Source organism: Promicromonospora sp. NPDC059942, from assembly GCF_042731755.1.
In the GTDB taxonomy this organism is placed as follows: domain Bacteria; phylum Actinomycetota; class Actinomycetes; order Actinomycetales; family Cellulomonadaceae; genus Promicromonospora.
Genome location: NZ_JBHWLR010000024.1, coordinates 1 through 12,398 on the forward strand (window position 1 = coordinate 1; position 12,398 = coordinate 12,398).

12 protein-coding genes are annotated in these 12,398 nt (G+C 72.7%); 4 read left to right on the forward strand and 8 right to left on the reverse strand.

Going from position 1 to position 12,398, the window contains the following annotated elements; all coding sequences use genetic code 11:
* Nucleotides 1-122 precede the first annotated feature (122 nt).
* The 3 genes from ACFV9Q_RS25750 to ACFV9Q_RS25760 form a co-directional block, all read right to left on the reverse strand.
* Nucleotides 123-1,424, reverse strand: a complete 1,302-nt coding sequence (locus ACFV9Q_RS25750; protein WP_377236778.1) for an MFS transporter — start codon at nucleotides 1,422-1,424, stop codon at nucleotides 123-125.
* Between the two features lie 72 nt (nucleotides 1,425-1,496).
* The gene (locus ACFV9Q_RS25755; protein WP_377236779.1) at nucleotides 1,497-1,643 is read right to left on the reverse strand and encodes a hypothetical protein; all 147 of its coding nucleotides are present in this window, start codon (nucleotides 1,641-1,643) and stop codon (nucleotides 1,497-1,499) included.
* Nucleotides 1,586-2,503 carry a TrmB family transcriptional regulator gene (locus ACFV9Q_RS25760; RefSeq protein WP_377236780.1) on the reverse strand — a complete coding sequence of 306 codons (918 nt, stop codon included), beginning with the start codon at nucleotides 2,501-2,503 and terminating at the stop codon, nucleotides 1,586-1,588. The genes ACFV9Q_RS25755 and ACFV9Q_RS25760 overlap by 58 nt, the downstream gene beginning before the upstream one ends.
* A 116-nt stretch (nucleotides 2,504-2,619) precedes the next feature.
* On the opposite strand from ACFV9Q_RS25760, the gene ACFV9Q_RS25765 reads away from it, so the two are divergent.
* Nucleotides 2,620-6,456 (forward strand): S8 family serine peptidase, encoded by a 3,837-nt coding sequence (locus tag ACFV9Q_RS25765; protein ID WP_377236781.1) that lies wholly within the window; start codon nucleotides 2,620-2,622, stop codon nucleotides 6,454-6,456.
* 77 nt (nucleotides 6,457-6,533) lie between these two features.
* Here ACFV9Q_RS25765 and ACFV9Q_RS25770 read toward each other — a convergent pair whose 3' ends face one another.
* From ACFV9Q_RS25770 to ACFV9Q_RS25785, 4 genes are all read right to left on the reverse strand, one after another.
* Complete coding sequence (locus ACFV9Q_RS25770) at nucleotides 6,534-6,839, reverse strand: helix-turn-helix domain-containing protein (RefSeq protein WP_377232562.1); 306 nt, start codon at nucleotides 6,837-6,839, stop codon at nucleotides 6,534-6,536.
* Entirely contained in the window at nucleotides 6,836-7,225 is a 390-nt protein-coding gene (locus ACFV9Q_RS25775) for a type II toxin-antitoxin system RelE/ParE family toxin (RefSeq protein WP_377232561.1), read from the reverse strand. Before ACFV9Q_RS25775 ends, ACFV9Q_RS25770 begins: the two co-directional genes overlap by 4 nt.
* Nucleotides 7,226-7,330: 105 nt before the next feature.
* Complete coding sequence (locus ACFV9Q_RS25780; RefSeq protein WP_377236782.1) at nucleotides 7,331-7,768, reverse strand: hypothetical protein; 438 nt, start codon at nucleotides 7,766-7,768, stop codon at nucleotides 7,331-7,333.
* A 240-nt stretch (nucleotides 7,769-8,008) separates the two neighbouring features.
* Complete coding sequence (locus tag ACFV9Q_RS25785; protein WP_377232496.1) at nucleotides 8,009-8,596, reverse strand: hypothetical protein; 588 nt, start codon at nucleotides 8,594-8,596, stop codon at nucleotides 8,009-8,011.
* Nucleotides 8,597-8,749: 153 nt separating this feature from the next.
* Between ACFV9Q_RS25785 and ACFV9Q_RS25790 the strand changes: the two genes are divergently transcribed.
* Both ACFV9Q_RS25790 and ACFV9Q_RS25795 read left to right on the forward strand, forming a co-directional pair.
* Nucleotides 8,750-9,118: a YciI family protein gene (locus ACFV9Q_RS25790; RefSeq protein WP_377232495.1), complete on the forward strand. Its 369-nt coding sequence runs from the start codon at nucleotides 8,750-8,752 to the stop codon at nucleotides 9,116-9,118.
* Nucleotides 9,115-10,377 (forward strand): RNA polymerase sigma factor, encoded by a 1,263-nt coding sequence (locus tag ACFV9Q_RS25795; protein ID WP_377236783.1) that lies wholly within the window; start codon nucleotides 9,115-9,117, stop codon nucleotides 10,375-10,377. Before ACFV9Q_RS25790 ends, ACFV9Q_RS25795 begins: the two co-directional genes overlap by 4 nt.
* Before the next feature lie 166 nt (nucleotides 10,378-10,543).
* On the opposite strand, the gene ACFV9Q_RS25800 is transcribed toward ACFV9Q_RS25795, so the two are convergent.
* Nucleotides 10,544-11,584: an SDR family oxidoreductase gene (locus ACFV9Q_RS25800; RefSeq protein WP_377236784.1), complete on the reverse strand. Its 1,041-nt coding sequence runs from the start codon at nucleotides 11,582-11,584 to the stop codon at nucleotides 10,544-10,546.
* Between the two features lie 54 nt (nucleotides 11,585-11,638).
* On the opposite strand from ACFV9Q_RS25800, the gene ACFV9Q_RS25805 reads away from it, so the two are divergent.
* Entirely contained in the window at nucleotides 11,639-12,292 is a 654-nt protein-coding gene (locus ACFV9Q_RS25805; protein ID WP_377236785.1) for a TetR/AcrR family transcriptional regulator, read from the forward strand.
* Nucleotides 12,293-12,398 lie beyond the last annotated feature (106 nt).

Consider the following 12,398-nt stretch of genomic DNA (forward strand, 5'->3'; position numbering starts at 1 on the left):
TGGTGGGCGGATTTTGGCCCCGGAGAAGCCGCCCTTGTGGGCTCGGTTTTCTTTTGTTGTCGACGACGCAAAAGAAAAAAACCCCGGGCCTCAAAGGTGAGTTGGGGCGTCAGGTTCCGTGGTCAGGCCGGGGTCGCGGCGGTGGGGGACGACGTCGGGGTCGCGTCCGCGACGCCGTTCACCTCCGGAGTGATCCGCCGCCCGACGGCGAACGCCGTCGCCGCGATCCCGGCGCAGCCCGCCACCACCACGCCGATGAACGCGCCGGACCAGCCGTGCTCCAGCAGCAGCCCCGCCACCACGGGCCCCGCGATGGTGCCCGCCTGGAACGAGCCCGACCCGATCGCGTTGTACCGGCCGCGCAGGTGCGCGGGCGCCATGTCGTTGGTCAGCGCGGGCAGCACCGACTGCATGAGGGTCTCCCCCAGGCCGAACACGCCGTGGAAGGCGAGGACGATCACGACGGCGGCCATGCCGCCCGGCACCAGCCCGGTCACCCCGAGCAGCAGCCAGGCCACCGCCCAGACGACCGCCATGAGCGCGAGCACCCGCGTGCGGTGCCTCCCACGCACGCGGTTCATCACCCAGAACTGCAGGGCCACGATCACCACGGTGTTCACCACGAACGCGAAGCCGACCACGCGCGTGGAGACCTCGGCGACCTGCCGGGCGAAGGCCGGGAAGCCGCCCTCCATCTGGCCGTAGCCCACGAACGCCGCGAGCAGCCCGAGCGCGGCGAGCCACAGCACCTCGGGCCGGCGCAGGATCGCCAGGTAGCTCTCGCCGCCGACCTCGGCGTCGTGCGGCCGGTCCACCCGGCCGTGCAGGTGGCGCAGCGGCCCGAGCAGCACGGCGACGGGGAGCAGGAACGTCGCGGCGTTGACCAGGAACGCCATCACGAACGTGCCGGGCCGCTCGACGTCGACCACGAGCCCGCCCACCACGCCGCCCACGCCGACGCCGAGGTTGAGCAGCGCGAAGTTCACGCCGTAGTACCGCTGGCGCAGGTCGCCGTCGACCACCGTGGCCACCAGCGCGTTCACGGACGGCCAGCCGACGCCGAGCTGCACGCCGAAGAGGGCGAGCCCGGCGGCCGCGACCGCCGGGGTCGTGGCGAAGGCCAGCACCGAGTAGCCCGCGACGGCGAAGAACAGGCCCGTGAGCATGACGCGCCGGGCGCCGTACCGGTCCACCAGCGCCCCCGCCGGGCCGGTCACGAGCACGCCGACCACGGCGATCAGGCCCATGAGCGTGCCGGACAGGGCGAGCGAGAACCCGCGCACCTCGTGCAGGTAGATGATCGTGAAGGGGAGCGTCAGGCCGCGGCCGAAGAACTGCACCACCACGGTGGACAGCAGCCAGCGGCCGTCCTGCGGCAGGTCCGCCCAGAATCCGAGGGCGCCGGTGCGTGGAGAGGAGGTCACTGCCCGATCCTCGCCCCCGGCACACCGCCAGGAAAGCGGATTTCGGCCGTCACCGTGCCGTCGTCGGCAACGTCACACCGGGACGGCCCCCGAGCGCACCCAACCGCGGGTCGCGGCGTGCCAGCCGAGCTGCACCCGGGTCTCGACGCCGGCGAGGTCCATCAGGGCCCGGACCCGCCGCTGCACGGTGCGCAGGGACGTGCCGAGCTGCTTGGCCACCGCCTGGTCGGTGAGCCCGGCGAGCAGCAGCCCGAGCACGCGCGCGTCGTCGTCGTCCACGTGGTCCACGACGTCGCCGGCCATCCCGGACGTGCCCACCAGCAGCGGCGTCGCCCGGCCCACACGTTCTCGAAGAGCGCGAGCAGGGCGTCGAGCAGCGTGCTCTCGCGCACCAGCAGCGCGCCGACGACGTCGCCCGACGACGTGAGCGGCATGAGGGCGAGCCGGCGGTCGATCACGATGAGCTTGAGCGGCACGCGCTCGGCGAACCGGACGTCCTCCCCCGCCTCCGTGGCCTCGACGGCCTCGTCGATCGTCACGTCCTGGCTCTCCAGCATGCTGCGCTCGACCACCACGCGGTACTGCACGCCCCGCTCCACGGCCTGGCCCTCGGCGGAGTTCTCCTGGCTGGACGTGACGATCACGGGCGGCCGCACGAAGGCGTCGACGCACTCGCGCGCCCCGAGCTGGAGCTGCTCGAACCGGTGCCGTACGGCGTCCTCGCCCCGGATCACGTCGACGACGTCGGTGGGCCCGCGGCCCGCCGCTGCCACCCGGTAGACCTCCTCCAGGCGGCTGAGCTCGACCTCGGCGTGCCGCACCTCGTCCTGCCGGCGCGCGAGGAGCGCGCCAAGCGCGATCGCCGGGGGCGCGGCGGCGAACCGCCGCTCGTCGCCGGTGATCCGCGCGGCCAGACCGTGCTCCTCCAGGCGGCGCAGCAGCCGGTGGGCGTCGCCCAGCGAGGTGCCGAAGGGGCTGAGCGCGGCCGCGAGGTCCGCAACCGTCGCCGAGGGGAGGGCGACGAGCTCGCTGTACGCGAGGGTCTCGTCAGGGGTCAGTCCGAGCACGTCGCCGAGCATGGCACTCCTCCGTCACGTCGATGGGTCCCCAACTCTGGCGGAGTCACGACATGCCGTAAAGCCGCCACGATGCGCCTCTTGTGACGTGTCGCCGCTCGCTGGGAGTGTCCAGGTCCATGAGATCCCCCACTCGGCGCGGGCTGTCGGCCGCCACCCGGGCCGCCGCGGCTGTCGCCGCGACCGCCCTGGTCGCTGCGATGGCCACCACGGCGCACGCGAACACCGAACCCACGTCCGGCTCCGAGCCCGCCTCGGGCAGCTCCGCGGCCGGCGGCGCAGGCTCCGGCTCCGGCGGCACCGCGCCGGCCACGCCCGCCCTGGCCGACGGCCGCACCACCGTGACCCTCGTGACCGGCGACGTCGTGGACGTCACCACGACCGACTCGGGCGCCCTGACGGTCGGCGTCGAGCCGGCCGACGGCGGCGCCGTCCGCACCCAGCAGGTGGGCGACCACCTCTACGTGGTGCCCGACGCCGCGCTGCCGTACCTGGCCGCGGGCACGCTGGACCGGCGGCTGTTCGACGTCACCGCGCTGCTGGAGATGCAGTACGACGACGAGACCGTGGCCGCGACGCCGCTCATCCTGGAGCACACCCGCGCCGCGGCACGGTCCGCCGCGACCGAGCTGCCGGGGGCCAAGCGCACGCTCGACCTGCCGAGCATCGACGCCTCGGCCGTGGACGCGAGCAAGAAGAAGGCGTCGGCCTTCTGGTCGGCCGTCGCCGCACCCGATGCCGGGTCGGCCCGCACGGCGCGCAGCACGGCGGCGGACGCCGGTGCGTTCCGCGGCGGCGTCGAGAAGATCTGGCTCGACGGCAAGGCCGAGTCCACGCTGGACCACAGCACCGCGCAGATCGGCGCGCCCGAGGCGTGGGCCGCGGGCTTCGACGGCACGGGCGCCACGGTGGCCGTGCTCGACACCGGCATCGACGCCACGCACCCCGACGTGGCCGACCAGATCGCGCAGGCGCAGTCGTTCGTGCCGGGCCAGGCGGTCGACAACGACGAGCACGGGCACGGCACGCACGTCGCCTCCACGGTGCTCGGCACCGGCGCCGCGAGCGACGGCCTCTACAAGGGCGTCGCCCCGGGCGCCGACCTGCTGGTCGGCAAGGTGCTCGACAACGACGGCTACGGCCAGGACTCGTGGATCATCGCGGGCATGGAGTGGGGCGCCGCCAACGCGGACGTCGTCTCCATGAGCCTCGGCGACGACAGCCTCAACGACGGCACCGACCCCATGGCGCAGGCGCTCAACGCGCTGAGCGAGGAGACGGGCACGCTGTTCGTCGTCGCGGCCGGCAACAGCTACGCGGAGGGTTCGCTCGGCAGCCCCGGCACCGCGGACGCCGCCCTCACGGTCGGCGCGGTGGACGACGACGACGTGCGCGCCGCCTTCTCCAGCTACGGCCCGCGCGTGGGCGACCACGCGATCAAGCCCGACCTGACGGCGCCCGGCGTCGGCATCGTCGCGGCCCGCTCGCAGCAGTCGGGCGGCTCGGGCTGGTACGTGTCGATGAACGGCACCTCCATGGCCACCCCGCACGTCGCAGGCGCCGCCGCCATCGTCAAGGGCGCGCACCCGGAGCTCACGGGCGCCCAGCTCAAGGAGGCGCTGGTCTCCTCGGCGGCCGACATCGACGCCCCGGCGTACGAGGTGGGCACGGGCCGCCTGGACGTCCCGGCCGCGCTCGACGGCGTGGACGCCTCCGGCGACGGGTTCCTCGGGTTCTACGACTGGCCGCACGACGGCGACGAGCCCGCGAGCAGCACCGTCACCTTCACCAACTCCACGGACGCCGACGTCACGCTCGCGCTGAGCACCGACGTCACCGGGCCGGACGGCGCGCCGAGCGACCTGATGACCCTGTCCGCCTCCGAGGTGGTGGTCCCGGCGGGCGGCACGGCCGACGTCGCGGTCACCGCCGACGCCGACGACGCGGTGCTCGCGGGCAAGTACAGCGGCGCCGTCGTCGGTACGGACGCCTCGGGCGAGGTGACCGTGCGGACCGCGGTGGCGCTGGTCAAGGAGGAGGAGCGGTACGGCCTCGACATCACCGCGCTGGACCGGTCCGGCAAGCCGGCCAGCGGCTACGTGGACTTCTACCGCTACGGCGACCAGTTCGTCAGCAGCCTGCCGATCGACCCGGCCACGGGCGAGGTGCCGACGCAGCGCCTGCAGCCCGGCGTCTACTCCGCCACCGCGTTCCTCGACGTCGCCGGATCGAAGGGGCCGGGCTCGACGGGCGTCGCGCTGGTCGGCGACCCGCAGGTCGTCGTCACCGACGCCGACCAGTCGCTCGTGCTGGACGCGCGCGACGCCGACGAGCTGACGCTCGACACGCCCCGCGCGAGCGACGTCGCCTACCGGCGGTTCCAGTTCTTCAACGACTCCGGGATCGGCGGCCTGTACTCGACCTTCGGCGCCACGTACGCGGTGCCGGCCGACGTCGACTCGTTCTACGCCGCGAAGACCGGTCCCGTCGACAGCGCCGACTTCGACTTCGCCGTGCGGTGGCGGGCCACCGAGCCCGCGCTCGACCTGACGGCCTGGAGCCCGCTGCCGGTCGCGTTCGACCCGGTCTACCAGAACGGCTCAGCACGGCTCGACGGCCGGGTCTCGCTGCGGGCCGTCACGGCCGGCACCGGTACGGCCGCCGACTACGAGGGCGTCCGTGCCGAGGGTCGCGCAGTGCTGGTGACCAGGGACGACGCCGTGTCCGCCGAGGAGCGGGAGGCCGCCGCCCAGGCTGCCGGTGCCGCGCTGCTCGTGGTGGTCAACGACCGCCCCGGCTCCCTGGTCGAGAACGTCACGCAGGGTGACCTGCCCGTCGTCTCGGTGTCGTCCGCCCAGGGCGCCAAGCTCCTGAAGGCCGCCGCCAAGGGCCGGCTCACGCTGACCGGCAAGGCCGTGGAGTTCCCGACGTACCTGTACGACGTGTCCAAGAGCTGGCCCGGCGAGATCCCCGCCGAGCTCGCCCTGGCGCCGACCAGCCGCCAGCTCGCCACGGTGGAGAGCCGGTACAACGACACGGACGAGCGGCTCGCCGTCGACGACCGTGCCGACTGCCGCGACTACCAGTGGCCGCCGTGCCTGAGCGTCATGGTGCTGCAGCCCACGGCGTCCGAGCGGACCGACTACGTCTCCACCTACGACGACGTCACCTGGTACGAGAACGTGAACCACGAGAGCGGCTGGGAGCAGCGCGGCGTCCGCCAGGCGTACGCGGCGCGGAGCACCACGGTGCGCGACTGGTGGGCTCCCGTGGCGGCGCCCCGCACGGGCGACGGCTACTGGGGCCCGTGGCACGGCGGCGACTGGTTCGCGGTCAACGTGTCCACCGCGGGCGGCCCGAACGGCCTGACCGGTGGGTTCGGCTGGGGCGAGACCCCGGTGACCTCCCGCCTCTACCAGGGCGACACCCTGGTACGGGAGAACATCGGCCAGGCCGTCCAGACGTCGGTCCCGGTGGTCGAGGGGCCGCAGAAGTACCGGTTCGAGATCGACACCGACGCCGCCGACGACGCGCACCGGTACTCGACGAGCACCCGCACGTCGTGGACCTTCGTGGCCGACCAGGCCGACGAGGCCGTGCCCGGCGAGAACGGCACGCCGCTCCCGCTGGTCCAGCTCGACTACGACGTGGACACCGCGCTGGACGGCACCGTCCGGGCGGGCTCGACCGTGCCGTTCGCGGTGGAGCCGTACACGGTGCCGGGCGCGCCGCGCGCCGGCGTGGTCAGCGGGGCGACGCTGGAGGTCAGCTACGACGGCGGCGCCACGTGGTCCAAGGTCTCGCTGAAGCGCGACGACGACCGCTGGGAGGCGAAGCTGCGCATCCCGTCCCGCGGCGCCGACCTGGTCTCGCTGCGGGCGACCGCCCGTGACGACGCCGGCAACTCGGTGACCCAGGAGGTCACGGCGGCGTTCGGCATCGCCGGCAAGAAGTAGGTCCCTCAGGAACGACGGCGAGGCCGGGTCTCCCGCATCCTGCGGGAGACCCGGCCTCGTGTCACGAGATCAATCGGTCAGGCGACGATGTAACGGGTGTCACCGATCGTGACCTCGACACTCAACGTGCCGCCCAATGCCTGGGCGTAACGGCGCAAGGTGTCGAGCCGAGTCGATTCCGCGCCTCCGGACTCGATCTGCGAGACCCGGTTCTGGCCCACGTGCATCCGCTCGGCAAGCTCGGCCTGGGTCAGGGCTTGCTGAGTGCGAAGCTCTCGCAGCTGCCAGGCACGCTGTCGCGCCAGGAGCCGTTCCTCGGCAGCAGCCACCTTCTCCGGGTCGACCGGGCGAGCCCGGTCCAGGTCATCAAGGCTTCGGGTCATCGTTCCTCTCCTCTTCCAGCATCGCCGTCAGCGCGCTTCCTGAGCGCCTCGAGATGGGCGTCATAGCGGTCGTCGGCCATCGGGATCGCGGACCTGTACCAATCCTGCCATCGCCCTGCCTTGTCACCGGCGACCAGGAGAATCGCTGATCTCGCGGGGTCGAAAGCGAACAACACTCGTAGTTCGCTGCGGCCCGCGGACCCTGGTCGCAGCTCCTTCATGTTCTTGTGCCGCGATCCGACCACCGTGTCCACGAGCGGCCGTCCGAGCTGCGGACCTCGGTCACGCAAGACTTTGATCGCAGCACGAACCTGAACGAACGACTCCTCCTCCAACCCTGTCAACCACACGAACACACCCTCATCGAACTCCACGTCCCAGGACACATTATCAGGCTATCCTGATGCACTGATAGTCGCCCGGTGAACAAGTGGCACGAATGGCCGACGAGGCCGTTCATCGGCGGAAGCTTCCCGGAGATCCATGCCTGATCACTCGCGCGCGAACAGGCTGCGGTCTCCTCGCATGTGTGGCGGCGCGAGGAACCTCGGCCAGTTGAAGAGGGCGACCGATCCGATGAGCACGAGCGAGACCAGCACGCCGGCCAAGCCGATCTCCAGGACGGTCGACCGATACTTCTCGTCGAGGAACGCGGAGCCCGTCGCCACCCAGAGCGATCCCATCATCAGGACCCCAGGCAGAAATGCCCTGGTCATCGCGCGAGCCACCCGATCGTTTCCCTGGCTCATGCGCATCTGCAGGATGCTGTCCGTCATCCGCTCCGCGACGACAGGCTTTCGCCACAGCTCGATCGCGGCCCAGACAAGAACCGCGAGCGTCAATCCGACGATCACGAAGAAACCCGCGTGGAGGCCCAAGCCCTCGGAACCCAGGATCGGATTCAGCGCCCCCTCGATATATCCGTTCATCGGAGGAAGCCTCCCAGAACGCATGCGCATCGCGAAGGGTTACGGAGAGGGAGCAGTGCTACCTCTCCGTTACCCAGCCTGTCGGCACGTCTTCACACCCGGGGTCCAGATCCGACCCGACCCAGGTTCGCCCCATCGGATCCCCTTTGAGGCCCGGCTTTCTTCGCTTTGAGTCGGCTCAAAGCGAAGAAACCCGGGCCTCAAAGGGGATGTGCCTCCACCCTGATGGCGGGGCGAGGGTCAGTCGCAGCTGTCGCAGACGCCCGTCGCCGGGAGCTGCATGTAGCAGGTGGGGCAGGTCGGCGGAGCCGGCTCCGGCTCCTGCGCGGCGGCCGCCTTCGTCTTCCTCGCGGCCTTCGCGGCGCTCGTCCGGCCGGCCGGGGTAGCCGGCGTCGACAGCACCAGGCGCTCGTAGCCGCCCTCCTCCTGGCGGACGTCGACGGCGTCCTTGCTGAAGAAGGCGGTCACCTCGTGCCCGGTCCCCGGCGAGACCGCGACGTAGGTGCGCGTCGCCGGCATCCAGATGCGGGCCGTGTCGAGGCCCTCCGCGATGGCGCGCATGGCCGGCCGGTTCGTCTGCGGGACCTGCAGCGCCTCGAGCGCCGCGTCGAGGGACTCGAAGTCGAAGTGGCCGGGGTCGCCGTCGAGCGCGATGAGGCACGACCTGCAGATCTTGAACTTCTGCCGGTCCAGCTCGGTGGCGGGCTGGAGCGTCACCAACCGGCTCGGGGTCAGGTGCGGACAGTCCTTGCCGTGCAGGACCTTGCCGTAGGGCACCCGGTAGAGCAGCTCGATCGGTATCTCCGCCCCCGCTTCCGCAGGGGTCACGATGGACGTAGTCACACTCCAGTATGGCGGCTCGCCGGACCCCGTCCGGACACGCGAAGATTTCTCGTGGTCGGCTGTCGTATCCGGGCGGGCCGTGCCGACCAAGGGGTACGACGACGGCAGGGCGCCGCCGCGGAGAACCCAGGAGGAACCATGAAGTACCTGATCCTGATGCAGATCAACCCCACCGTCCTCGAACAGCTCACGCCGGAGCAGAGCAAGCTGGTCCAGGACGGGCACGAGGCGTTCATGGCGCACCTCAAGGAGCGCGGCGAGTTCGTCGGCACACAGGCGCTGGCCGACCCGAGCCAGAGCAAGGTGGTGCGGTCCGTGGCCGGGACGCCGCAGACCAGCGACGGGCCGTTCGCCGAGGCCAAGGAGTTCCTGGGCGGCTTCTACCTGGTGGACGTCGAGGACGAGGCGCGGGTCCTGGAGCTCGCCCGCATGATCCCGGACACGTCGATCGACGGGCTGGCCGTCGAGGTGCGGCCCGTGATGTTCAGCGACCTCGGGGACCTGTGAACCCTGGACCGGGCGTCGGCGAGGACCTGCTGCGCGAGCTCGCGCCGCAGGTCCTCGCCCGGCTCGTGCGCACCCACGGCGCGGGCCAGTTCGACGTGTGCGAGGACGCCGTCCAGGACGCCCTGCTCGCGGCGTACCGCCAGTGGCCGGCCGACCCGCCGTCGGACCCGCTGGCCTGGCTCGTCACCACGGCCCGGCGCCGGTACGTGGACCGCGTGCGCGCCGACAGCCGGCGCCGCGACCGCGAGGCCCGGGAGGCGCTCCTGGCCCACCCGCTGAGCACGCCTGACGGTGCAGACCCCGGCGCGTTCCCCCACGCCTCCCCCGCGGACGACAGCCTGCTCCTGCTCCAGCTCTGCTGTCACCCGGCGCTCGCCCGCCCCGCGCAGGTCGCGCTGACGCTGCGCGCCGTGGCCGGCCTGACCACGGCGCAGATCGCGAACGTCCACCAGCTCCCCGAGGCGACCGTGGCCCAGCGCATCACGCGCGCCAAGCGGCGCCTGGCCGAGCTCGGCGGGGACCTGCCCCGGCCCCGGGACGCGGCCGAACGGCTCAGCCCCGTGCTCGACGTGCTCTACGCGATGCTGACCGAGGCCCACCACACGACGTCGGGCACGCCCGCCCGGGACACGGACCTCGCGGCGGAGGCGATCCACCTGGCCCGCCTGCTGCGCCAGGCCCTGCCGGAGGACCCGGAGGTCGCCGGGCTGCTCGCGCTCATGCTGCTCACCGCGTCGCGCGGACCCGCACGGCAGGCGGACGACGGCTCCCTGGTGCCGCTGGACGAGCAGGACCGGACCCGGTGGGACCCGGCGCTCGTGCGCGAGGGCGTCGCCCTGGTCGAGGCGACCGTGCCCGGCGCGGCGCCGGGTCCCTACCTGCTGCAGGCCTGCGTCGCGGCGCTGCACGCGGAGGCCGCCGACACCGCCTCGACCGACTGGTCGGAGATCGTCGCGCTCTACGGCGTCCTGGACGTCGTGACCGGCCGCAAGAACCCGACTATCGCGCTGAACCGGATTGTCGCCGAGGCCCAGGTACACGGCGACGGCGCGGCCCTGGCCTCGCTCGACGACCTGGGGCGGCAGCATCCCGGGCTGCCCCGCCTCGACGCGGTCCGCGCGCACCTCCTGGAACGCCTGGGCCGGACGACGGAGGCCGCCGACGCCTACCGGCAGGCCGCCCGGTCGACGCTCAACCTCGCCGAGCAGCAGTACCTCCAGCGGCGCCTGCGGGCGCTGCAAGGTGTGCGGCTGCGCTGAGTCGGCAGTCCTGCGAGGTCGGCAGGTTCCTGCGAGATCGGCAGACTCCTGCGAGGTCGGCAGTCTGCATCGAGGTCGGCACAGGCCTGTGCCGACCTCGATGCAAACTGCCGAGTCTGCGGCGCAAACTGCCGACCGCACCGGCACGCGCCCCTGACAGCACGGCTCAGGCTGCCGCTCGCGCCGCCCCGCGCGGCCGGACGAGCCCCAGCTCGGCGAGGCTGCGGCCGGTGTCGACGAGCGTCTCCCGCACGGGCCGCATGCTCCAGCCGAGCTCGCGGCGCACCTTGTCGGCGCTGACGAGCTCCGCGCTGCCGACGAAGTCGAGGCCGAGCCGCACCTCCCGGTCGAACCGGCCGACCGTCCAGAGCATCCAGTACGGCATCCTGCGCCGCGGCACGCGGTAGCCCAGCGGCCCGAACTCCTCGTCGAGGATCCGCGCGAGGTCGCCGAACCAGTAGTTGTCGCCGGCACAGATGTACCGCTGGCCCGCGGCGTCGGGCGCCTCCATGGCCAGCCGGTGCGCCTGCGCCACGTCCCGCACGTCGACCGGGGCGAAGCCGAGCTCCGGCACCGCCGGGATCTCCCGGCCCAGCAGCCTGCGCACCAGCGCAACCGACGTGCCGGACGCCGCGTGCTGCACCGGACCCAGGACGAGCCCCGGGTTGATCACCGTCAGCTCGACCTCAGGATGGTCCGCGACGAAGCTCCAGGCCGCGCGCTCCGCCAGCGTCTTGCTCTTGGCATAGGGCGCGATCCGGTCCGGGTCGCTCCAGTCCTCCTCGGTGCACCGCCGGTCGCCCTCGCGCGAGCCGGCCGCGCTCACCGCGGCGAGGGACGACGTCATGACCACGCGCCGCACCCCGGCCCGCGCGCTCGCCCCCAGGACCCGCAGCGTGCCGTCGACGGCCGGCCCGACCAGCTCGTTCTCGTCCCGCGGTGGCGCGGCCGGGAACGGCGAGGCCATGTGCAGCACGTACTCCTGCCCGGAGACTGCCTCGTCCCAGCCCGCGTCGCGGGCCAGGTCGGCCTCCACCAGGTCGAGCCGCCCCCCGGCCGCGTCCGCGATGCGGCGCAGATGCGCCACCCGCGCGGGATCCCGCAGCGAGCGCACGGTCCCGCGCACCTCGTGACCGTTCCTCAGCAGCTCCTCGATCGCGTGCCCGGCGATGAACCCCGTGGCGCCGGTGACAAGAACCCTCGACATCGCGTCTCCAGTCTGAGCAGTGTTTAGATTATGAGCACCGTATAGATTTCGGCCATGGAGGTCAACGGGTCACGCAAACGGGAGACGTACCACCACGGCGCACTGCGCGAGGAGCTCGTCGAGGCGTGCGTACGGCTCATCGAGGCCGAGGGGATCGCCGCCGTGAGCCTGCGGCGCGTCGCCCGCGAGGCCGGTGTGAGCCCGGGCGCGCCCTACCACCACTTCGCGGACCGGGCGGCGCTGCTGTCCGCGATCTCGGCCCGCGGTTTCGACCTGCTCACCCAGGACCTGCTGGGCGCGGTCGGCCGGCCCGGCACGACGTCGGGCGGCGACGAGGTCTCGCGGACCGTCGCCGCCTACGTCGCCTTCGCCCGGCGGCAGCCGGGTCACTTCCAGGTCATGTTCCGCCCCGAGCTCTCCGAGCCCGAGAAGCACCCGGCCGTGCAGGAGGCGGGCGACGCCGCGCTTCAGGTGCTGACCGACCTCGTCGGCCGCCTCGGCGTCGCCGACCCGCACGCGCTCGGGCTCACGCTCTGGGCCACCGGGCACGGCCTGGCGGCGCTGGCGCTCGACGGCCTGCTGGACCAGAAGGCCGAGACCTGGGACACCGACCCCGACGACCTGCTCGCCCGCGCCGTCGGGCAGATCGGCCGGTCGGTCGACGCCCTCACCAGGCTGCCCGGAGGGGCGGGACAGCACGGGGCCTGACCCCCCCGCGCGGCGGGGGTGGGGAGGGGTGGGCCCTCGTCACGCCCCACACTCGCCTCGCCGGTTGGGTTCCTCCACCCGCCCCCCGTTGAAGAAGGTCCGCGCG